The organism is Pseudomonas triclosanedens (assembly GCF_026686735.1).
Lineage (GTDB): Bacteria > Pseudomonadota > Gammaproteobacteria > Pseudomonadales > Pseudomonadaceae > Pseudomonas > Pseudomonas triclosanedens.
The window spans coordinates 1,691,573-1,712,458 of the sequence record NZ_CP113432.1; the positions used below are offsets into that span (position 1 = coordinate 1,691,573).

At 63.7% G+C, this 20,886-nt stretch carries 17 protein-coding genes; 11 read left to right on the plus strand and 6 right to left on the minus strand.

Going from position 1 to position 20,886, the window contains the following annotated elements; translation table 11 throughout:
• Window positions 1-117: 117 nt before the first annotated feature.
• Complete coding sequence (locus OU419_RS08005) at window positions 118-366, minus strand: YdcH family protein (protein ID WP_254471538.1); 249 nt, start codon at window positions 364-366, stop codon at window positions 118-120.
• A gap of 460 nt (window positions 367-826) precedes the next feature.
• Here OU419_RS08005 and fadD1 point away from each other — a divergent pair, with 460 nt between their 5' ends.
• The 3 genes from fadD1 to hrpA all read left to right on the plus strand — a co-directional run bounded on the left by fadD1 (window position 827) and on the right by hrpA (window position 8,556).
• Entirely contained in the window at window positions 827-2,512 is a 1,686-nt protein-coding gene (gene fadD1, locus OU419_RS08010; RefSeq protein WP_254471537.1) for a long-chain-fatty-acid--CoA ligase FadD1, read from the plus strand.
• An 86-nt stretch (window positions 2,513-2,598) separates the two neighbouring features.
• Window positions 2,599-4,284: a methyl-accepting chemotaxis protein gene (locus OU419_RS29100; protein WP_254471536.1), complete on the plus strand. Its 1,686-nt coding sequence runs from the start codon at window positions 2,599-2,601 to the stop codon at window positions 4,282-4,284.
• Window positions 4,285-4,536: 252 nt separating this feature from the next.
• Window positions 4,537-8,556, plus strand: coding sequence for an ATP-dependent RNA helicase HrpA (gene hrpA, locus OU419_RS08020; protein WP_254471535.1), 4,020 nt, complete (start codon window positions 4,537-4,539; stop codon window positions 8,554-8,556).
• 782 nt (window positions 8,557-9,338) lie between these two features.
• Here hrpA and OU419_RS08025 read toward each other — a convergent pair.
• A complete protein-coding gene (locus tag OU419_RS08025; RefSeq protein ID WP_254471534.1) occupies window positions 9,339-10,043 on the minus strand; it encodes a glutathione binding-like protein in 705 nt (234 codons plus the stop codon).
• Window positions 10,044-10,304: 261 nt separating this feature from the next.
• Between OU419_RS08025 and OU419_RS08030 the strand changes: the two genes are divergently transcribed.
• The gene (locus tag OU419_RS08030; RefSeq protein WP_254471533.1) at window positions 10,305-10,742 is read left to right on the plus strand and encodes an HIT family protein; all 438 of its coding nucleotides are present in this window, start codon (window positions 10,305-10,307) and stop codon (window positions 10,740-10,742) included.
• Window positions 10,743-10,764: 22 nt separating this feature from the next.
• Here the strand turns inward: OU419_RS08030 and OU419_RS08035 are convergent, their stop codons facing one another.
• The gene (locus tag OU419_RS08035) at window positions 10,765-11,187 is read right to left on the minus strand and encodes a 3-isopropylmalate dehydratase (protein ID WP_254471532.1); all 423 of its coding nucleotides are present in this window, start codon (window positions 11,185-11,187) and stop codon (window positions 10,765-10,767) included.
• 209 nt (window positions 11,188-11,396) lie between these two features.
• Between OU419_RS08035 and OU419_RS08040 the strand changes: the two genes are divergently transcribed.
• Entirely contained in the window at window positions 11,397-12,461 is a 1,065-nt protein-coding gene (locus OU419_RS08040; RefSeq protein ID WP_254471531.1) for a GGDEF domain-containing protein, read from the plus strand.
• Window positions 12,462-12,615: 154 nt separating this feature from the next.
• Here OU419_RS08040 and OU419_RS08045 read toward each other — a convergent pair whose 3' ends face one another.
• Window positions 12,616-13,128 carry an ankyrin repeat domain-containing protein gene (locus OU419_RS08045; protein ID WP_254471530.1) on the minus strand — a complete coding sequence of 171 codons (513 nt, stop codon included), beginning with the start codon at window positions 13,126-13,128 and terminating at the stop codon, window positions 12,616-12,618.
• A 407-nt stretch (window positions 13,129-13,535) separates the two neighbouring features.
• On the opposite strand from OU419_RS08045, the gene OU419_RS08050 reads away from it, so the two are divergent.
• The 3 genes from OU419_RS08050 to OU419_RS08060 are packed head-to-tail and all read left to right on the plus strand — an operon-like array spanning window position 13,536 to window position 15,501.
• Window positions 13,536-14,657, plus strand: a complete 1,122-nt coding sequence (locus OU419_RS08050) for a beta-ketoacyl-ACP synthase III (protein WP_254471529.1) — start codon at window positions 13,536-13,538, stop codon at window positions 14,655-14,657.
• Window positions 14,657-15,268 carry an RNA polymerase sigma factor gene (locus OU419_RS08055; protein ID WP_408004950.1) on the plus strand — a complete coding sequence of 204 codons (612 nt, stop codon included), beginning with the start codon at window positions 14,657-14,659 and terminating at the stop codon, window positions 15,266-15,268. The genes OU419_RS08050 and OU419_RS08055 overlap by 1 nt, the downstream gene beginning before the upstream one ends.
• The gene (locus tag OU419_RS08060; protein ID WP_254471527.1) at window positions 15,262-15,501 is read left to right on the plus strand and encodes an anti-sigma factor family protein; all 240 of its coding nucleotides are present in this window, start codon (window positions 15,262-15,264) and stop codon (window positions 15,499-15,501) included. The genes OU419_RS08055 and OU419_RS08060 overlap by 7 nt, the downstream gene beginning before the upstream one ends.
• A gap of 81 nt (window positions 15,502-15,582) precedes the next feature.
• Here the strand turns inward: OU419_RS08060 and OU419_RS08065 are convergent, their stop codons facing one another.
• Window positions 15,583-16,497, minus strand: coding sequence for a VTT domain-containing protein (locus OU419_RS08065; protein ID WP_254471526.1), 915 nt, complete (start codon window positions 16,495-16,497; stop codon window positions 15,583-15,585).
• A 301-nt stretch (window positions 16,498-16,798) separates the two neighbouring features.
• Between OU419_RS08065 and OU419_RS08070 the strand changes: the two genes are divergently transcribed.
• Window positions 16,799-18,115: an OprO/OprP family phosphate-selective porin gene (locus OU419_RS08070; RefSeq protein ID WP_254471525.1), complete on the plus strand. Its 1,317-nt coding sequence runs from the start codon at window positions 16,799-16,801 to the stop codon at window positions 18,113-18,115.
• A 114-nt stretch (window positions 18,116-18,229) separates the two neighbouring features.
• Here OU419_RS08070 and OU419_RS08075 read toward each other — a convergent pair whose 3' ends face one another.
• On the minus strand, window positions 18,230-18,709 hold the full coding sequence (locus OU419_RS08075) for a GNAT family N-acetyltransferase (RefSeq protein ID WP_254471524.1): 480 nt from the start codon (window positions 18,707-18,709) through the stop codon (window positions 18,230-18,232).
• Window positions 18,710-18,838: 129 nt separating this feature from the next.
• On the opposite strand from OU419_RS08075, the gene OU419_RS08080 reads away from it, so the two are divergent.
• Entirely contained in the window at window positions 18,839-19,978 is a 1,140-nt protein-coding gene (locus OU419_RS08080; protein ID WP_254471523.1) for an acyl-CoA dehydrogenase family protein, read from the plus strand.
• Window positions 19,979-20,045: 67 nt separating this feature from the next.
• Complete coding sequence (locus OU419_RS08085) at window positions 20,046-20,876, plus strand: amidohydrolase family protein (protein WP_254471522.1); 831 nt, start codon at window positions 20,046-20,048, stop codon at window positions 20,874-20,876.
• The last annotated feature ends 10 nt before the right edge of the window (window positions 20,877-20,886 follow it).

Consider the following 20,886-nt stretch of genomic DNA (forward strand, 5'->3'; position numbering starts at 1 on the left):
GTCTGGCCCGCGCGACGCAGCAATCGAGGCGATGGAAGACTTCAGCCTATGGAATGAACAATCCCAGCCGGTGGCTGGGGATGGAGCGTTTGCGCTGATAGAGCCGAGCAGAGCTGGTCAGCCGCCACAGGCGCCACTGCCGCATTGGCAGCAGCCATCCTTCTTGCGCAGGATTTCGTAGAGCTCGTCCTTGAGCTGCAGCTTCTGCTTCTTCAGCGCCTCGATGGTGTCGTGCGAGGCGGGGGTGATGCCGGCTTCCATGTTCTTGATCTCCTGGTCGAGATCATTGTGGCTATGGAAGAGCTTGGCGAAATGCGGGTCTTCGGTTTTCAGGCGGGTAATCTTTTCGCGGTATTCGGGAAACATGAGGGTTCTCCTGGAGAGTGCAAAGGCACTCTGCGGGAATCGCGCCGGGCTGATGTTGAGGTGGATCATTGAAGTCTGCGTAGTGAAAGGACGCTGCGTGGAAATGTCTGAAATCGCCTGATCTGAACCTGACGATTCTGATTCACGCCAGGGGCTGGTCTGGCCGCAGTCCCCGGTCTTTTTTCCGGTTCCAGTCGTCGGAACTCGATCTTGTCAGACAATCCAACAAGCTTTCGGGCCCTCTACAATGGGCTTTTCCGACGAGTTGAACGGAAATGACCGAGTGATGTGCTTTCGGTCATTTTTTTGACTGGCAAGGCCGTGTTTGGTGCTGGTCGGTGTTTCTCAAAGCTGCTACTCTCGGCCCGCTTTTCGCTCCCTGCCTTGGGGAAGGCGACACAAACACAACAACGAACCGCATACGCGGTAAAGATGAGCTGTTGCTTAGGAGTGGGCTTCCATGACCGACAATTTCTGGAAGGACAAATACCCAGCTGGTATCGCTGCCGAGATCAATGCTGACAAGTACCCGAACATCCTCGCGGTGCTTAAAGAGTCCTGCCAACGTTTTGCAAACAAGCCTGCTTTCAGCAACCTGGGCAAGACCCTGACCTACGGCGAGCTGTACACGCTCTCCGGGGATTTTGCGGCCTATCTGCAACAGAACACCGATCTCAAGCCTGGCGACCGCATCGCCGTGCAACTGCCCAACGTGCTCCAGTACCCGGTCGTGGTCTTCGGCGCCATGCGTGCCGGCCTCGTCGTGGTCAACACCAACCCGCTGTATACCGCGCGGGAAATGGAACACCAGTTCAACGACTCCGGCGCCAAGGCGCTGGTGTGCCTGGCGAACATGGCGCACCTGGCCGAGGAAGTGCTGCCCAAGACCGGCATTCGTACCGTCATCGTCACCGAAGTGGGTGACATGCTGCCGCCGCTCAAGCGCTTCATCGTCAACAGCGTGGTCAAGTACATCAAGAAGATGGTGCCGGCCTTCAACCTGCCGCAGGCGCAGAAGTTGACCGACGTGCTGGCCAAGGGCCGTGGCAAGGCGGTGGCGGAAGTCTCGCCCAAGGCCGACGACGTGGCTGTGCTGCAGTACACCGGCGGCACCACCGGCGTGGCCAAGGGCGCGATGCTGACGCACCGCAACCTGGTTGCCAACATGCTGCAGTGCAAGGAACTGATGGCTTCCAACCTGCAGGAAGGCTGCGAGATCCTCATCGCGCCGCTGCCGCTGTACCACATCTATGCCTTCACCTTCCATTGCATGGCGATGATGCTCACCGGTAACCACAATATCCTGGTGACCAACCCGCGCGACCTGCCGAGCATGGTCAAGGAGCTGTCGCAGTGGCAGTTCACCGGCTTCGTCGGCCTGAACACCCTGTTCGTCGCCCTGTGCAACAACGACGACTTCCGCAAGCTCGATTTCTCCGCGCTGAAGCTGACCCTGTCCGGTGGCATGGCGCTGCAACTGGCCAGCGCCGAGCGTTGGAAGGAAGTCACCGGCTGCTCCATCTGCGAAGGTTACGGCATGACCGAAACCAGCCCGGTGGTGTCGGTCAACCCGTTCCAGAACATCCAGATCGGCACCATTGGCATTCCGGTTCCGTCCACCCTGTGCAAGGTCATCAGCGATGACGGCCAGGACCTGCCGCTGGGCGAGCGTGGCGAGCTGTGCGTGAAGGGCCCGCAGGTGATGAAGGGCTACTGGCAGCGTCCGGAAGCCACTGACGAAATCCTCGACAAGGATGGCTGGCTGCGTACCGGCGACATCGCGATCATCCAGGAAGACGGCTATATGCGCATCGTCGACCGCAAGAAGGACATGATCCTGGTGTCGGGCTTCAACGTGTACCCGAACGAACTGGAAGACGTGCTCGCGACCCTGCCGGGCGTACTGCAATGTGCCGCCATCGGCATCCCGGACGAGAAGTCCGGCGAGGCGATCAAGGTCTTCGTGGTGTCCAAGCCGGGCGTCACCCTGACCAAGGAGCAGGTCATGCAGCACATGCACGACAACCTCACCGGCTACAAGCGTCCCAAGGCCGTGGAGTTCCGCGACAGCCTGCCGACTACCAACGTCGGCAAGATCCTCCGCCGCGAATTGCGCGATGAGGAACTCAAGAAACTCAAGGCTTGAGCCGATAAACAGGAAACCCGCCGCAAGGCGGGTTTTTTGATGCCCGCACGATTGCGGCTGCCCCTGTCTGCTTGAGGTATCGCGCCTTGAACACTGCACTGCGACTTCGCGCCAAGGTCCTGCTCCTGGCCATCGTTCCGATCCTGCTCCTCACGATCCTGTTGTGTGCCATTGCCACGGTCGCGCTGAATCGCCTGTCGACCCAGCAGGAAGCGCAGATACGGGAAAACCTCACCCATGACCGCGAAGCGCAGTTGAAAAACTTTGTCGACGTTGCCCTTGCCGCTGTCGGGCCGGTCTACCAGGCGGCTGCCGAAGGCGATGCGCAGGCCCGTGAGCAGGGCGTCGCGATCCTCAAACGCCTCCAGTATGGCAACGGCGGCTACTTCTGGGGCTATGACAGCCGCGCGGTGCGTGTCTTCCAGGGCACCAGCGACGAGCGCCTGGGGGAGGACTTCAGCGGTTACCGCGACCCCAACGGCGTCTATGCGATCCGCGAACTGGTCGGGGCGGGGCAGAGCGGCAAGCACTACGTGCGCTACAGCTTCACGCTGCCGGGCGGCAACAGCATCGTGCCGAAGATCGGCTACGCCCATTACCTGCCGAAGTGGAACCTGGTGTTCGGCACCTCGCTCAATCTCGACGATGTCGAGCGCGAGGCGCAGCAGGCCGGCGATGCCTTCGAGTCGAAGATCAACGACCTGCTGCTGCTCATGGGCGGTTCCGCGCTGGCGCTGCTGGTGGTGATCGGCCTGCTGGCCGGGCTGTTCAGCCGGGCCATCGTGCAGCCCATCGTTGAAGTACGCGACAATCTCGATGACATGGCTGCCGGCGACGGCAACCTGACCCACCGCCTGAGCCTCGCGCGGCAGGACGAACTGGGCGAGCTGGCCGGCTCGTTCAACCGCTTCGTCGAGAAGATCCACCTGCTGGTGCAGCAGGTGGCCGGTACTACCCAGCAACTGTCCGGGCTGGTCGGCGATGTTGCCCAGCAGGCGCAGCGCTCCGAGCGGGCGATGGATGGCCAGCGGCACGAGACCGATCAGGTCGCCACCGCAATCAACGAGATGACCGCCGCGGCCCAGGAAGTGGCGCGCAGCGCCCAGCAGGCTGCCGATGCGGCACAGCAGACCGATCGCGAAGGCCAGGCGGCCAAGCGTGAAGTGGACCTGTGCGTGGCGCAGATCAACGAACTGGTGGGCGAGGTGCGCAGCAGCAGCGAATCCCTCGACACCTTGCGCCAGGACGTGCAGGGCATTGTCGGTGTGCTGGAGGTGATCCGCTCCATCGCCGAACAAACCAACCTGCTGGCGCTCAACGCCGCTATCGAGGCTGCGCGGGCGGGGGAGGCCGGCCGTGGCTTTGCCGTGGTGGCTGACGAGGTTCGCGCGCTGGCCAGCCGTACCCAGCAGAGCACTGGTGAAATCCAGCAGATGATCGACCGTCTGCAAGGCACTACCGCCGGCTCGGTGAATGCCATGCTGCGCGCCAGCCAGATGGCCGAGCGTACCCGTGGCCAGGCCGATCAGGCCGGACAGTCGCTGGACGCCATTGCCCGGTTGATCGGCACCATCAACTCGATGAACGCTCAGATCGCCAGTGCCGCCGAGGAACAGACCGCCGTGGCCGAGGAAATCAACCGCAGCGTGCACCAGATCGCCGGTGGTGTGGACAGCGTGGCGGAAGACGCCGCGAAGGGCGCCCGTACGGCAACCGAACTCAATGGCCTGGGAGAGCGCCTGCGCCAGTTGGTGGGCCAGTTCCGCATCTGAGCGGCTGCCATCGGGTGGCATTGATGGCGGGTCGGGACGGTTCATTCAGCGTATCTGAACTTCGCGTCCCGATCCGTTATCTCTGGGGCTGGCGCAGGCTCGCCGCCCTCTGCGTTCGTGGTCGCTCAGTAATCGGCATGGCGGCCCGTGCCGGTCTTTTGCGACAATTCGCGGATTGTCGCCATGACAGCCCATTCCAGGGACCGGCTCCGCACTAGCTCGCGCCGCTCCCGCCTGATGCCCGCGAAGCCGATGACCACAGACAGCACGCCGACTCCCGAACAGCTCCTGCAGCGCATGGATCACGCACTGATCCGCGACCGCCATCGCCTGCGCCGGCAGCTCCATGAACTGCGCAAGCACCCTGACGAAGCCAAGCTCGCCCAGTGGGCCGAGCGCTTCCAGGCATCCTGTGCCAAGGTCGAGGCGCGCCGTGCGAGCATTCCCGCGATCCGCTACGACGACAGCCTGCCGATCGCCGCCAAGCGCGACGAGATCAAGGCCGCGCTGGAAAAGAGCCAGGTGGTGGTGGTCGCCGGCGAGACCGGCTCGGGCAAGACCACGCAGTTGCCGAAGATCTGCCTGGAACTGGGCCGCGGCGTCCACGGCCTGATCGGCCACACCCAGCCGCGCCGTCTCGCTGCCCGCAGCGTCGCCACCCGCGTCGCCGAGGAAGTCGGCACGCCGCTGGGCTCGCTGGTCGGCTACCAGGTGCGCTTCGAGGACCAGAGCGACGACAGCACACTGATCAAGCTGATGACCGATGGCATCCTGCTGGCCGAAACCCAGCACGATCGCTACCTGGAGCGCTACGACACGATCATCGTCGACGAAGCCCACGAGCGCAGCCTGAACATCGACTTCCTCCTCGGTTTCCTCAAGACGCTGTTGCCGCGCCGCCCGGACCTCAAGCTGATCATCACCTCGGCGACCATCGACCTGGAGCGTTTCTCGAAGCATTTCGGCAATGCGCCCATCGTCGAGGTGTCCGGCCGTACCTACCCGGTGGAAACCTGGTACCGCCCGCTGGCGGCGGAAGTGGACGAGGACGGTGAAGCGCTGTTCGACGACCTCTCCGTGGACCAGGGCATCCTCCGCGCGCTGGACGAGATCGCCGCACACGAGCGCGAAGTCGGCAAGCGTCCTGGCGACGTGCTGGTGTTCCTCCCGGGCGAACGTGAAATCCGCGATGCCGCCGATATGCTGCGTAAGGCCAACCTGCGCCACACCGAAGTGCTGCCACTGTATGCACGCCTGACTCCGGCCGAGCAGCAGAAAATCTTCGCGCCCATGCCGGGCCGCAAGATTGTGCTCGCCACCAACGTCGCGGAAACCTCGCTCACCGTACCCGGCATCCGCTACGTGATCGACAGCGGCACTGCCCGCATCAGCCGCTACAGCTACCGCGCCAAGGTCCAGCGCCTGCCCATCGAGGCCATTTCGCAAGCCAGCGCCAACCAGCGCAAGGGCCGTTGCGGCCGGGTCGAGCCGGGCATCTGCGTGCGCCTGTACAGCGAGGAGGACTTCAACGGCCGCCCGGCCTTCACCGATCCGGAAATCCTGCGCACCAACCTCGCGGCGGTGATCCTGCAGATGCTCCACCTGCGCCTGGGCGACATCGAGGCCTTCCCCTTCATCGAGCCGCCGGATGGCAAGGCAATCAACGACGGTTTCACCCTGCTGCAGGAGCTCTCTGCGGTAAACCGCGAAGGCCAGCTCACGCCGCTGGGCCGGCAACTGGCGCGCCTGCCTATCGACCCGCGCCTGGGCCGCATGCTGCTGGAAGCGGCGCAACTGGGCAGCCTGCCGGAAGTGCTTACCGTGGCCAGCGCATTGTCGGTGCAGGACCCGCGCGAGCGGCCGATGGATCGCCAGCAGGCTGCCGACCAGGCCCACGCGCAGTGGAAGGACCCGGACTCGGACTTTGCCGCGTTGATCAACCTCTGGCGCGGTTTCGAGGAACAGCGTCAGGCGCTGGGCTCCAACCCGCTGCGCAACTGGTGCCGGAAGAATTTCCTGAATTACCTCCGTCTGCGCGAGTGGCGCGATGCGCACCGCCAACTGACGCTGATCTGCCGCGAATTGCAGTTGCCCTTCGGCAGCAAGGCAGAAGGTGCCGCGCGCAAGAGCGAGCCCGCCCGCGAACAGGCCAGGGCACACGACAATCGCGGCCGCCAGCCAGTCGCCAGGGCGGATGAACCGAAGGCCCGCGACATCGACTACGCCGCCGTGCACAAGGCGATCCTCTCCGGCCTGCTGAGCCAGATCGGCCAGAAGGCGGAAGAGGGCGACTACCTCGGTGCGCGTCAGCGGCGTTTCTGGATTCACCCCTCCAGCGTGATCGGCCGCAAGAAGCCGCAGTGGATAATGGCCGCCGAACTGGTGGAGACCACCAAGCTGTTCGCCCGCATGGTTGCGAAGATCGAGCCGGACTGGCTGGAGCCGCTGGCCGGGCACCTGGTGAAGAAGAACTACCTGGAGCCGCACTGGGAGAAGCGCCGTGGCCAGGTGGTGGCCTACGAGCAGGTCACTCTCTACGGCCTGATCATCATCGGTCGTCGCGCCGTGCACTACGGGCCGATCGACCCGCCGGTAGCGCGCGAGATGTTCATCCGCGAGGCGCTGGTGCGCGGCGAGATCAACAGCCGCGCCAAGTGCCTGTCTGCCAACCGCCAGTTGCTGGAAAAGCTCGACGAGCTGGAAGCCAAGGCCCGTCGTCGCGACATTCTCGCTGACGAGGAAACCCTGTTCGCCTACTACGACGAGCGTCTGCCGGCAGACATCTACCAGTCCGCCAGCTTCGAGAAGTGGTACGAGCGCGAGCACAAGCAGCAGCCGAACCTGCTGATCATGCGGGAGGAAGACGTCCTTGCCCGTGACGCCAGCGAAGTCACCGCCGGCCTCTACCCGGACCGCCTGCGCCTGGGTGAGTTGCAACTGCCGCTGTCCTATCACTTCGAACCCGGCCACGCACGTGACGGCGTGACCGTGCGTGTGCCGGCGCCGCTGCTGCCGCAACTGCCTGCCGAGCGCCTGGAGTGGCTGGTGCCGGGCCTGCTGGAGGCCAAGTGCATCGAGCTGGTGCGCAGCCTGCCCAAGGCGATCCGCAAGAACTTCGTACCGGTGCCTGACTTCGTACGTGCTGCACTGGGCAAGATGGTCTTTGCCGAAGGTGCGTTGTCCGAGTCCCTTGGCCGTGAGTTGCAGCGCATGACCGGTAGCCGCGTACCTGAAGAGGCCTGGGCGGAAGCCGAGACTCAGGTGGAAAGCCACCTGCGGATGAACATCGAAGTGGTCGACGCCCGTGGCAAGTTCCTCGGCGAAGGCCGTGACCTCGCCGAGTTGACTGCGCGCTTCGCCGAGGCCAGTCAGGCCGCACTGGCGATCCCGCAGGCGGACAAGCCGCAGAAGCCGGTGGAAGCCAAGGGCTTTGGCGAGGTGGCGGAGAAGGTCCAGCAGAAGGTCGCGGGGTTGTCGATGACGGTCTACCCGGCACTGGTGGAAGAGGCCGGTGTGGTGAAGGAAAGCCGCTTCCCGACCCAGGCCGAAGCCGACTATCAGCATCGCCGCGCGCTGCAGCGCCTGTTGCTGCAACAGCTCGCCGAACCCGCCAAATTCCTGCGCAGCAAGCTGCCGGGGCAGACCGACATGGGCCTGCTCTACCGCGAGCTGGGCCGCGTCGAATCGTTGGTGGAAGACATTCTGCTGGCCAGCCTGGACAGCGCCATTCTCGACGGCGAAAGCAACCTGCCACGCGATGGTGCCGGGCTCGCCTCCCTGGCGGAGAAGAAACGCGGTGCCTGGACCGAACACGCCGAGCGCATCGCCCGTCTGACCCTGGAAATCCTCAAGCTCTGGCACGGCTTGCAGAAGCGCTTCAAGGGCAAGGTTGACCTCGCCATGACGGTGCCGCTGAACGACGTGAAGGGGCAACTGGCCAAGCTGGTCTACCCCGGCTTCGTGCGCGACACGCCGCTGGAGTGGCTGAAGGAATACCCGCGCTACCTGAAGGCGGTCGAGCAGCGCCTGGACAAGGTGGCAGGGCAGGTCCAGCGCGACCGCGTGTGGAGCGGCGAGATGGCCGGCTACTGGGAGCAGTATTCGGCACGCCTGGCCAAGCACGCCCAGGAAGGCAAGCGCGACCCGGAGCTGACGCTGTATCGCTGGATGCTGGAGGAGTACCGCGTGTCGCTGTTCGCCCAGCAACTGGGGACGAAGGTGCCGGTGTCGGACAAGCGCCTGAGCAAGCAGTGGAGCCAGGTCGAGGCCTGATATCGCGAGGCTTCCGCCCGGGCCGTTCAGGCCCGGGCGGAAGCGACTTGGCAATGGCGTCGGGTTATTGCCTGGGCGTCCGGGGTTGCTGACTGGCTTTTTCGTCCAGTTGCGCCAATAGACCCATCGTTACATCCAGCAGTTGGCCTGACTCGCTGTAGACGATGGTATCGGGCCTGGCGTTAGCGATGATCAGCTCCAGATCGTGCTCTTTGGCATATTGTCTGACGAAATCCCGCATCGCCCTGTTAGTGAGTTGTTGGGTCGTCCTCTCGTATTCCTGCCATTTTTCCTCCAGCGCCTTGTAGGCTGCCAGGCTGGTATCCAGCTTCAGGTACTACTTCCTGTGTGCAGGCGGCCTGATTGACCAGTCGCTGACGCGCCAGCCTGGTCTCGGTTTCGGCCGAAGACGGCATGGCTTGTGGTTTCCTGGCGTTCAGGCAGCGCTCGGTTCCTTCCCGACTCAGTCGGCGAAGTGCGACGCGCGTGCGTCCGGCCTCATCGCGCTGCTCCCGGTAGCTTTGCTCCAGGCCAGCCGGCATCGGGTTCTTCTGGATGACGTCCTCACGGATACGCAGGGACAGCTTGTAGGTGTCGATCGTTGCCCACCTGGGGGCTGGCTTGGGCGGGGGCGGTGGCTCCTGGCAACCGCTCAGGGCCAAGGCGAGCAATAACAGGGACAGGGTGGACGGGGCATGGAAGACTCCTTTTCCAAATGCCTGGAGAAAGCGAACGGGCAAGGGGTGAAGTCGGCGCCGGAACAGTCCGGCGCCGTGACCGAGTCAGTCTCGCCTCGGAATCGTCAGCCCGCGTTGTACCGCCGGCCGCGCCAGGAAGCGTTCCAGCACGCGCTTGACGTTCTTGAACTTGTCGAACTCGACCAGTTCTCCCGCTTCGTAGAAGCCGACCAGGTTGCGAATCCATGGGAAGGTGGCGATGTCGGCAATGGTGTAGCGCTCGCCCATGATCCAGTCGCGGCCTTCCAGGCGCTGATCGAGCACCGCAAGCAGGCGCTTGGCTTCGTCCACGTAGCGTGTGAGCGGACGCTTGTCTTCGATCTCCTTGCCGGCGAATTTATTGAAGAAGCCCAGTTGGCCGAACATCGGGCCGATCCCGCCCATCTGGAACATCAGCCACTGCAGCGTCTCGTAGCGGCCAGCCGGGCCGGGGGCGATCAGCGAGTCGGTCTTGTCGGCGAGGTAGAGCAGAATCGCGCCGGACTCGAACAGCGCCAGCGGCTTGCCGTCCGGGCCGTTGGGATCGAGGATCGCGGGGATCTTGTTGTTCGGGTTCAGCGAGAGGAACTCCGGGGACATCTGCTCGTTACGCTCGAAGCTGACCAGGTGCGGCTCGTAGGGCAGGCCGAGCTCTTCCAGCATGATCGATACCTTCACGCCATTGGGCGTGGGCAGCGAGTAGAGCTGCAGGCGGTCAGGGTGTGCGGCGGGCCATTTGTGGGTGATGGGGAACGCGGAAAGGTCGGACATGCATACTCCAGACGGGTCAACGAGAGGGCTGAGAGCCCGCTTTCGATCTGCTGCGCGTCGGTCGCAGGGGGTTGGCAGTCGCCGCGATGCTCGTCCACAGCAGGTAAAGTGCGATCTGCGGCTGCGTGCCGAGTACTGCGGTCCCGGCTCGCAGGATCGCAAGCAGGCCCACAGGATAGACCTCAGCGCGCTTCCGGTCATGACCGGCACGCGACAAAGCGGTATGGTGCGGCCCCATAGTCACCGGAGAAGGAGCTGACCATGAGCCTGCAAGGCACCTACGATTCGCAAAATATCTTCGCCCAGATCATTCGCGGCGATGCGCCCTGCTACAAGCTGTACGAGGATGACGACGTGCTCGCCTTCCTTGATCTGTTCCCGCAATCCTATGGCCACGCCCTGGTGATCCCCAAGCGCAGCGCGGCGCGCAATATCCTCGACGTCGATTCCGATGCGCTGTGCAAGGTAATGCGTGTGGTGCAGCGCCTGACCGGAGTGATCGTCGACGAGCTCAACCCGGATGGCGTGCAGGTCGCCCAGTTCAACGGTGCGCCGGCCGGGCAGACGGTGTTCCACATCCACGTGCATATCGTGCCGCGCTATGCCGGCGAAGGTCTGGGGATCCACGCGGCGAACAAGGCCGATGCAGGGGAGCTGGAAAAGCTGCAGGCGCGCCTCGTCGCTCGTCTGAACGGCTGAGACGCGCCACGACGGCGGGACCTTATTCGGTCGCAGGCTTGATATCGAAGCCCTTGCGGTTGTCGCTGTTGATTCGCAAGCGCGTGTCGCTGCCTTCCTCCAGCGTCATCAGCAGCTCGCGGCGCAGCATGGCCTTGCTGCACAGGCCGTCACCATCCTTGTCGCCGATGATGCCGACCACGTGCTGGCCTGCCGGCACGTGGAAGCTCGCCGACTCGCCTGCACCGATGCGTGCGGCCACCTGTTGGTCGATGGTGAGCGCCACGTAGCAGCCGCCACCCAGGAAGCCGACATCGCGGCTGACATCGATTTTCACGCTGCCCTGTCCCATCTCCTGGTAGGCCAGGAGTCGGTCGGCGGGAACGGGTTGTACTTCGTCGCTCTGGTACGAGGCACAACCGGACAGCACCAGCAACGGCAGGACAGCAGCAAGAATCGAACGCATAGACTTCCTCCACGAATGATGCAGCGAAGGCTAGCCCAGACGAGACGATCCTGCCGTGAATCGGCCAAGGACTGGGTGATTCCGTCGTGCCCCCGCGCAGGCGGGAAATTTTGCTGTAGTCTTCAGTCAGTGCGAGGCGGGCCCGCAGTCCGGCTTGCGCAAGGGCGGCCGACATGCAGGTGGCCGATCCAAGGAGCAGGGCTTTATAGATGCGGCGCAACAGCGATTCCGAGCGACTCTTCGAGCCCAGCACCGGCCCGACAGGGCTGGAGGAAGCCGATCACCGGCTGCTGATGCGGCTGATTTTTGCCTGTACCGGGCTGACCCTGGGGGTGTTCTCGGTCCTGCAGTTCCTGGCTGGCAATCCCTGGCTGTCCGGTATTGAAGTGATCGCCTGTGGCCTGTTGCTGTGGGCCTCGCAACGGCTCGCGCGCGTGCAGCGGCTGGTGCCGTGGATCCTCGCCTACCTGCTGCCGACCTTCTGTTTCATCCTCTACATCATCGTCATGCCCAACGCATCGGCCACGGCTTTCGTCTGGGTCTATCTGATGCCGGTTATGGCCTACCTGCTGCTAGGCAAGGTGCACGGGTTCCTGCTCGCGGTTCCGTTCATGGCGGTCGCGACGGGCCTGTACCTGCACGTCAACCAGGTACGTGTCGATGCGACCGGGTTGATCGATATCGGCAATGGCATTTTCTGTGGCCTGCTGGTGATCGCATTCATGCATGTCTACGAGAGCCGCCGCGCCGATGCGTACAAGCAGTTGCGGCACCTGGCGCTCACCGACGCACTGACCGGCGTGGCCAGCCGCGAGAGTTTCCAGCGTGCATTGCAGCGTTGTATCCAGGAGGCGGCGCGCTATGACACCCGGCTGGTACTGGTGGTGCTGGACGTCGATCACTTCAAGTGTGTCAACGACCAGTGGGGGCACGACGCCGGCGACAAGGCTCTGCAGCACCTGTGCAAGTGCCTGCGCCATCGGCTGCGCGCCACCGACCTGATCGGCCGCCTGGGCGGGGAGGAGTTTGGCATCCTCCTGCCGTTCACCGATCGCTTCGATGCCCAGCCGTTGGTAGAGGCGCTGCGCCAGGAAGTGGCGCGGATACCGATGGACTACCTCGGCCAGCGCATTCATCTATCCGCCACATTCGGCCTGGCGGAATGGCCCTCGGATGGTCTGGACGCGGCCGAGCTCTATCGCTGCACTGACCGCCGCCTCTACCGTGGCAAGGCCGAGGGACGCAATCGGCTGGTCTGCAGCGACCCCGCCTGAGCACGGTGTGTCGCCAGATTCGCGGCAGGCGCCCGTTGGGCCTGAGGTGATGTGGCGAGACTGGTGGATCACTCGACCGTTCTTCCGACAGCCGACCGGCGCTCGCTGTTCACAAGGCTTGTCCGGCGGTGCTGGCGCGGAGGCGCAGGCAGATTCAGACGGCTTCCAGCAGCGCCAGGGTATCGGCGGCGCCCATCATCTTCGCCGCGGCCAGCGGTGTCAGGCCGCCGGCGTCGCGGGCTTCGCGATTGGCGCCGTGGGCCAGCAGGCAGCGGAGGATTTCCGGACGGTTGAACATTGCGGCCATCATCAGGGCAGTCTTGCCGTCGGGAGAGGCGCCTTCGACATCGGCTCCGCCAGCAAGCAGCAGGCGGACCATCTGCAAGTCGCCCTTGAACGCGGCGCCGGCCAGTGGCGACTGCCCGGCGTTGTTGCGCAGGTCGGGATCGGCGCCATGTTCCAGCAGGGTCTCCACTGTCTCGCGATGGCCGTAGTAGCTCGCCAGCATCAGCAGGCTGTCGCCCTTGTGATTGCGCAGATTGGCCGGCAGGCCCTGGCGCAGCAGGCCGGCGAGGCGCTGGGTATCGCCCTGGCGGGCCAGATCGATCACCTGATTGGCGAATTCAAGGGTCTGTTCGTCCATTTCCGGACGGGACACGTCAGTCATCCTTAAGTCTCCTTGGGTAATGGCCAAAGGATATGGGACCGCGCCAATTCAGGCGCGCCAGACGTTCCTATGGTGCTCTTGCAGATTTTCAATCGATTGAGACATGCCGGGAGTACGAGCCTTTATTACGGAAAGTGGCGGAATCACTGCGCTTTGCCGGCGACTTTTCGGCGAAAATTGCAGCATAATCAGCGACCAGCGGGTGCACCCAGGGTGCTGCCGTGAACCGCCGGGCGGCCAAAGGTGCCGCTTGCCGAGTGGGATGGCACACTGCCCTGTTACATCCCCCGGGTATCCGCGCCGCGACGCGGAGCCCAAGAATATCCAGTGCCGGCGCATTGCGCGGGCACTTTGATGCCTAACCCTGCCGCCTGGCCCGGCGGCTCAGATTGAGAAGAGGATTGACCGTGCATAAAGTCGTGATCAGCGGAACCGGCCTGTATACCCCGCCGTTCAGCATCTCCAACGATGAACTGGTGGAATCCTTCAACAGCTATGTCCGCAGTCACAACGAGCAGCATGCCGAAGCCATCGCCAACGGTGAGATGGAGCCCCTGGCCGAATCCAGCTCGGCGTTCATCGAAAAGGCGTCCGGCATCAAGAGCCGCTTCGTGGTGGACAAGGAAGGCATCCTCGATCCGCAGCGCATGGTGCCGCGCATTCCGGAGCGCTCCAATGATGACTGGGGCATTCTCTGCGAGATGGCCGTACATGCCGCCAAGGAAGCGCTGCAGCGCGCCGGCCGTACTGCGGCTGACATCGACGGCGTGATCGTCGCCTGCTCCAACCTGCAGCGCGCATACCCGGCGGTAGCCATCGAGGTACAGGCCGCCCTCGGCATCCAGGGCTTCGGTTTCGATATGAACGTCGCCTGCTCCTCGGCCACCTTCGGCATCCAGGCCGCAGTGAACAGCGTGCAGCTCGGCCAGGCGCGCGCCATCCTGATGGTCAATCCGGAAATCTGCACCGGCCACCTGAACTTCCGCGACCGCGACAGCCACTTCATCTTCGGCGATGCCGCCACTGCCGTGATCGTCGAGCGCGCCGATCAGGCCACCAGCGCGCATCAGTTCGAGGTCGTCAGCACCAAGCTGCTGACCCAGTTCTCCAACAACATCCGCAACAATTTCGGCTTCCTCAACCGCGCGGCGGAAGAGGGTATCGGCACCCGCGACAAGCTGTTCGTGCAGGAAGGCCGCAAGGTGTTCAAGGACGTCTGCCCGATGGTGGCCGAACTGATCGGCGAGCACCTGGGCCAGAACGACATCCCGGTGAGCGACGTCAAGCGCTTCTGGCTGCACCAGGCCAACCTGAACATGAACCTGCTGATCACCCGCAAGCTCATTGGCCGCGACGCCGAAGCCCATGAAGCGCCGGTCATCCTCGACACCTACGCGAACACCAGCTCGGCCGGCTCAGTGATTGCCTTCCACAAGTACCAGGACGACCTCGCCGCCGGCTCCATCGGTGTGCTGAGTTCCTTCGGTGCCGGCTATTCCATCGGCAGCGTGATCCTGCGCAAGCTCTGATTGTGCAGATCGACGACAGCGAGCTGTTGTCGCGCCTGCTGGCAGGGGACCAGCAGGCTTTCCGCACCCTGGTAGCCGCCTGCCAGGGTGCGATGCGTGCTGTCGCCATCGCCATCGTCGGCAGCGCCCAGGCCGATGAAGTGGTGCAGGACGCCTGGCTCGCCGCCGTGCGCAATCTCGATGGCTTCCAGGGGCGCTCCAGCCTCAAGACATGGTTGCTGACCATTACCGCCAATACCGCCAAGACCCGACTGCGCAGGATTCGCCGTGAGGTATCGCTGGACGACCCGCCTGCGCCCCACGGCAGTATCGACGACAACCGTTTCGCCGCCGATGGCCATTGGAGCTGGGCTCCGTTCGCCTGGCATGAGGACTCCCCGGAGGCGCTGCTGGCGGAGGAGGAGCTGCGCGAATGCCTGGAAAGGACGCTCGCCAGCCTGTCCGAACTGCAGCGCAGCGTGCTGCTGTTGCGTGAGCGCCAGGGGTTGGAGCTGGAGGAGATCTGTAATCTTCTGGAGGTTTCGCTCTCCAATGTCAGGGTGCTGCTGCATCGCGCGCGGCTGAAGGTGTTCGCTACTGTCGAGCACTTCGAGGAGACCGGAGAATGCTGACCTGCAAGGAGCTGGTGGCGCGCTCCAGCGATCTGTTGGACGAGCAACTGGGCTTTCGCGAGAAACTCGCTCTGCGCCGTCACCTGCTGTTGTGCCGCAACTGCCGGCGCTACTTGCGCCAGATGCGTCTGATGCAGGGTGCCCTGCGCATACTGCCGGAACTGCCCCGGGCGGACGCCGAGCGGCTGGCGGACCATCTTGCCGAACTGCGCCGGGACAGCGCGCGGCGATAGAGCCGGGCGAGGGGAGAACGCCTCGTCGTCCGCGATGATTGATGGCCGGGCGCCTCGCGAGCAGTTCCCCGTCCCTGCGCGTCAGTGTCGACTCCGTGCATGCCACGCATCCAGCCCGCCCGACAGCGCCCAGGTGCGAGCGTGCCCGGAGGCGTTCAGCCGTTCTGCCAGCATCGCAGCGGAAATTTCTCGCGGGCAGGCGCAGTAGATCACCACATCGCGGTCGCCCAGGCTGTCGCGCAGTTCATCCAGCGGCGCATCCAGTCCGAACGGAATGGAGCCGGGAATGGCTTCGCCATCGAGCTGTGCACGCACATCGAGGATCAGTGGCGGCTGGTCGTTCTCCAGGCGGGCGCGCAGTTCGTCGACGCTGATGCGCGGAATCCGCGAAGTACGGCGCAACAGGCTGGTGCGTTGCCAGAATTTCCAGGCGATGAACAGGCCGAAGCCGCCCAGCAGCGCTGCTACGCCCACGCTGGCGTATTCGGTGAGCCAGCCGAGCACGCGGTCCACTGCGTCGCTGAAGATGCTTCCCAGCATCAGGGCAGAGCCAGCCCAGAGCGCTGCGCCGGCACAGTCATAGCCGAGGAAGCGGTGCAGGCGGGTGCCGGTCATGCCGGCCATCGTGGTGGTAAGGGCGCTTGCGCCGGGCAGGAAACGCGAGATCAGCAGGGCGCGCGGGCCGATGCGCAGGTACAGGCTCTGGCTCTGGCGGATGCAGCTGTCCGGCGATAGCGACACCTTGCACACACTGCGCAGCATGAAGCCGCCATAACGACGTCCGGCGCAGAACCAGATCAGGTCGGCGATCAGACAGGCGATCACCGCCACTGCCAGCGCCTGGCCTAGTGGCACGCCGCTGCCCTGCAACGCCAGTGCGCCAGCGACGATCAGCGCCGGATAGGCGGGAATTGGCAGGCCGAGCTGTTCCAGCAGGACGTTGAAGAACAGCAGGGTGAGGCCGTGCTGCTGGATCAAAGGTTGGAGTTCGTGCATGGGCGGGCCTGAGGGCGGGCGATCTTTACGGGGAAGGCGGAAGCATACCGCCAAAGCCGCGTGCGAAAAGTACCTGGAACCCCGAGGGGGCACGGGCTTGCGGCGTTATGACGCAAGGAAATCAAAAGTTCCTTTGTAATAAAAGTTTTATCTACGAGCAACGGAGCTGAAATAACCCCTCGCCAAGATTCCCAGCAACACAAACGGGGGCCGCCAGACGGCCTGTGCGTGACCTTGGGGGCCGCGCAGCAGCCAGGCACTCGGCGTGTTCAACGCTAAATACCATTAAGGGGAATCTTCGATGATCCGTAAGCACTTCGCCGGTTACGTCGCCACTGCTCTTGCACTGGCCGTTTCCGCCCAGGCTTTCGCAGGCACAGTCACCACCGATGGCGCCGATATCGTAATCAAGACCAAGGGCGGCCTTGAGGTCGGCACCACCGACAAAGAGTTCAGCTTCAAGCTCGGTGGCCGTCTGCAAGCGGATTACAGCCGTTTCGATGGTTTCTACACCAAGAACGGCGACTACGCTGACGGTGCCTACTTCCGCCGTGCGTACCTGGAACTGGGTGGCACTGTCTACAAAGACTGGAAATACCAGATCAACTACGACATGTCCCACAACTCGGGTAACTCCGATAATGGTTACTTCGACGAAGCTTCCTTCAGCTACACCGGCTTCGCCCCGGTCACTCTGAAGTTCGGCCGCTTCGACCCGGACTTCGGCCTGGAAAAAGCCACCAGCTCCAAATGGGTCACCGCCACCGAGCGTACTTCGGCCTACGAACTGGCTGACTGGGTCAACACCCACCAGGACGGCATGGGCGCCCAGGTTGGCGGCGTGATCGCCAACATGGCCTACGTCGACGCTGGCGTGTTCGCCAAGGACGCCGACGACACCGACGGCGACAGTGTCAAGCAGTTCAACTTCCGCGGTGTGTTCGCTCCGATGAACACCGATGGCAACGTCCTGCATCTGGGTGTGGACTACGCCTACCGCGACCTGAATGACACCGCCTTCGATTCCCGCATTCGTCCGCGTCTGGGCATGCGTGGCGTGGCCACCAACGGTGGTAACGACGCTGGCGACAACGGCAACCGCGCTACCTTCGGCGGCGCTACCCTGAGCCCGGCTGGTTCCTACAAGGACGACTCCACCTGGGGCGCCGAACTGGCCTACGCCTTTGGCCCGTTCTCCGCTCAGGCCGAGTACCTCAAGCGCAAGCTGAAGGCTGATGCCGACGCCTATGAAGACATCAAGGCTGATGGCTACTACGGCCAACTGGCCTACACCATCACCGGTGAATCCCGCGTGTACAAGCTCGATGGCGCCAAGTTCGACACCATCAAGCCGGCCAACAAGGAAATCGGTGCCTGGGAAGTCTTCTACCGCTACGACCACATCAAGGTCGATGACCCGAACGTTGTAGTGGCCACCGCCACCCGCGACGTTGGCGACACCAAGGCCAGCACCAACACCATCGGTGTGAACTGGTACGCCAACGAAGCCGTGAAGGTCTCCCTGGACTACGTTCACGTCAGCACCGACGGCATCCGCAACGCCAACGGCGACGATGACGGCAACGGCATCGTGACCCGTCTGCAATACGTGTTCTAAGAACAACTCGTTGTACCGTTGACTCCTTTGTGTGAACCCTCGCCTCGGCGGGGGTTTTTTTATGGGAGTCGGGAATCCGTGCACGCTTGGCAGACCTCAAGAATGCGTGCTCAGTCAGCGAAACCCCGGCACCGCCGGCTGGCGCTGGTATTCGAACTCGATCAGTTCGTCGAAGGGCGTTTGCGCCTCGCGCCGTGCCCAGCCCAGGTGGGTGAAGAAGGCCTGGGCGGCGGGGTTGTCGGGCATCACGCCGGCGCGCCACAGCGTGCTGTCCTGCAGGTCGGGATGCGCCAGGAGCAGCCCCAGCGCGTTGCGCCCGATGCCCTCACCGCGCAGATCCGGGCGTACCGCGAGGTCTGTGATGAAGTAGTAGGCGTGTCCATCCACTGGCAGGCAGATACCGACCACCGCTACCAGCTCTGCCTGCCGAAGGATGCTGTATTGCGCGCCGGTACTGTCATGCAGCACGTACTCCAGCCATTCGCGATCCATCGGCCCGAGTTGCTCGTTGAGCAGCTCGTCGTCGAACCAGCTCTCGTAGGCGGGGTAGTCGCTGGCCCGGAAGCGGCGGATCTGCATCGTGGAACGCTCCATGTTCGTGATCGGGGTACCACGCTCGCATCCCCTGGCCGATTGCGTCAATCGACCCTGAGCGCTGGCGTCATTGAGGGTTCGCGCGGCGAGCACCTACCCTGCGGGCACTCAACCCACCGGGAGTCGATCATGCTGCGTAATCATTTCGAAACCGAGCACAACCTGTTCCGCGACGCGTTCCGTACCTTCCTGGACAAGGAAGTGGTGCCTCACCAGGAGGAATGGGAGGAGGCCGGCGTGGTGGATCGCAGCGTGTGGCGCAAGGCGGGGGAGATGGGCTTCCTGCTGCCCTGGGCGGAGGAGGAGTACGGCGGCACCGGGCTGAAGGACTTCCGTTACGAGCAGATCATGTGCGAGGAACTGGCGGCCATCAACGAGCCGGGCTTCATGATTCCGCTGCACTCGGCGCTGTGCGGTCCCTACATCGCCGAATACGGCAATGCTGAGCAGAAGGCGCGCTGGCTGCCGGGCATCATCCGTGGCGAGAGCATTCTGGCGGTGGCGATGACCGAGCCTTCCGCCGGTTCTGACCTGGCCGGCATGCGCACCACGGCAGTGGACAAGGGCGATCACTATGTCCTCAACGGTTCCAAGGTGTTCATCTCCAATGGCCTGCTGGCCGACCTGGTGATCGTTGCGGCCAAGACCGACCCATCGAACAAGCACGCGATGGGGCTGTTCGTGGTGGAGCGTGGCATGCCGGGCTTCGAGCGGGGGCGCAATCTCAAGAAGCTGGGGATGAAGAGCCAGGACACCGCCGAGCTGTTCTTCAACGACGTCAAGGTGCCGAAGGAAAACCTGCTGGGTGATGCCAAGGGCGGTTTCTTCTACCTGATGAACATGCTCGCCCAGGAGCGCCTGACCAATGCCTGCGGCGCGGTGGCCGGTGCCGAGGCGGCGTTGCAGGCGACCATCGAGTACGTGAAGGAGCGCAAGGCGTTCGATCGCCCGGTGGCGCACTTCCAGAACACCCGCTTCAAGCTCGCGGAGATGCGCACGCAGATCGACGTGGCGCAAGTTTTCACCGATCGCTGCGTACTGGACCACAACCAGAAGAAACTCACCGCGGAAGTTGCCGCCGAAGCCAAGCTGTTCACCACCGAGCTGCTGTGCAAGGTGGTGGACGAAGGCGTGCAACTGCACGGTGGCTGGGGTTACATGTGGGAGTATCCGATCTGCAGGATGTATGCGAACGCGCGCATCCAGCGCATCTTCGCCGGCACCTCGGAGATCATGAAGGAGATCATCAGCCGCGGCATGAAGCTCTGAGACAGGGTGCCCGGGCGTGGTGCCCGGGCTACCGCTCACCCCGCGCGAACGTCAGGAGAGCCAAGCCATGAATGCCATGATGGGAGCGATCGACGCCTGGGCGCAGCCCGCCAATGGGCGTGCCCGCGAGTTGTTGCCGGAGGTGGTGCGCCTGTTCGAGAAGTCCGGATCGGCGCATCTGCTGGACCAGCCGCTGACACCCGAGCAGACAGTGGCGGAGATGGACCGCGCCGGGGTTGGGAAGCTGATGCTCGCGGCTTGGTGCAGGCCCGAAGGCTGGGTGTTCGACAACGACCTGGTGGCCGAGTATACCCGTGCGTTTCCCGAACGCTTCGTCGGTGTTGCCACGGTCGACCTGAACCGGCCGATGGATGCGGTGCGCGAACTGGAGCGCGCTGTGCTGGAGCTGGGCTGCAAGGCGTTGCGCATCGTGCCCTGGCTGTGGAAGCTGCCGCCCAACCATCGACTCTACTATCCGCTGTATGCGAAATGCGTCGAGCTGGACATTCCCTTCTGTACCCAGGTTGGCCACACCGGCCCGCTGATGCCCTCGGAAACCGGCCGCCCGGTGCCATACCTGGACGAGGTAGCGCTGGACTTCCCGGAGCTGCGCATCGTCGCCGGGCACATCGGCCACCCTTGGACCGACGAGATGATCGGCGTTGCCTGGAAGCACGACAACGTCTACATCGACACATCGGCCTATCTGCCACGCTATTACCCGCAGCAACTGCTGCAGTTCATGCGAACCTACGGCCAGGACAAGGTACTGTTCGGCAGCAACTTCCCACAGCTTTCGCTGGAGCGCTGCCTGCGCCAGGTCGATGAACTGGCGCTGCCCGAGGCGGTGCGCGAGAAATTCCTGCGCGGCAACGCCCGGCACGTATTCAAGCTCTGATCGAACGAGG

What these genes read in the sequence shown, in the direction of transcription:
- OU419_RS08005 (WP_254471538.1), bottom strand. Translation starts at nt 366, where the DNA reads ATGTTTCCCGAATACCGCGAAAAGATTACCCGCCTGAAAACCGAAGAC.
- fadD1 (WP_254471537.1), top strand. Translation starts at nt 827, where the DNA reads ATGACCGACAATTTCTGGAAGGACAAATACCCAGCTGGTATCGCTGCC.
- hrpA (WP_254471535.1), top strand. Translation starts at nt 4,537, where the DNA reads ATGACCACAGACAGCACGCCGACTCCCGAACAGCTCCTGCAGCGCATG.
- OU419_RS08025 (WP_254471534.1), bottom strand. Translation starts at nt 10,043, where the DNA reads ATGTCCGACCTTTCCGCGTTCCCCATCACCCACAAATGGCCCGCCGCA.
- OU419_RS08030 (WP_254471533.1), top strand. Translation starts at nt 10,305, where the DNA reads ATGAGCCTGCAAGGCACCTACGATTCGCAAAATATCTTCGCCCAGATC.
- OU419_RS08035 (WP_254471532.1), bottom strand. Translation starts at nt 11,187, where the DNA reads ATGCGTTCGATTCTTGCTGCTGTCCTGCCGTTGCTGGTGCTGTCCGGT.
- OU419_RS08040 (WP_254471531.1), top strand. Translation starts at nt 11,397, where the DNA reads ATGCGGCGCAACAGCGATTCCGAGCGACTCTTCGAGCCCAGCACCGGC.
- OU419_RS08045 (WP_254471530.1), bottom strand. Translation starts at nt 13,128, where the DNA reads ATGACTGACGTGTCCCGTCCGGAAATGGACGAACAGACCCTTGAATTC.
- OU419_RS08060 (WP_254471527.1), top strand. Translation starts at nt 15,262, where the DNA reads ATGCTGACCTGCAAGGAGCTGGTGGCGCGCTCCAGCGATCTGTTGGAC.
- OU419_RS08065 (WP_254471526.1), bottom strand. Translation starts at nt 16,497, where the DNA reads ATGCACGAACTCCAACCTTTGATCCAGCAGCACGGCCTCACCCTGCTG.
- OU419_RS08070 (WP_254471525.1), top strand. Translation starts at nt 16,799, where the DNA reads ATGATCCGTAAGCACTTCGCCGGTTACGTCGCCACTGCTCTTGCACTG.
- OU419_RS08075 (WP_254471524.1), bottom strand. Translation starts at nt 18,709, where the DNA reads ATGGAGCGTTCCACGATGCAGATCCGCCGCTTCCGGGCCAGCGACTAC.
- OU419_RS08080 (WP_254471523.1), top strand. Translation starts at nt 18,839, where the DNA reads ATGCTGCGTAATCATTTCGAAACCGAGCACAACCTGTTCCGCGACGCG.
- OU419_RS08085 (WP_254471522.1), top strand. Translation starts at nt 20,046, where the DNA reads ATGAATGCCATGATGGGAGCGATCGACGCCTGGGCGCAGCCCGCCAAT.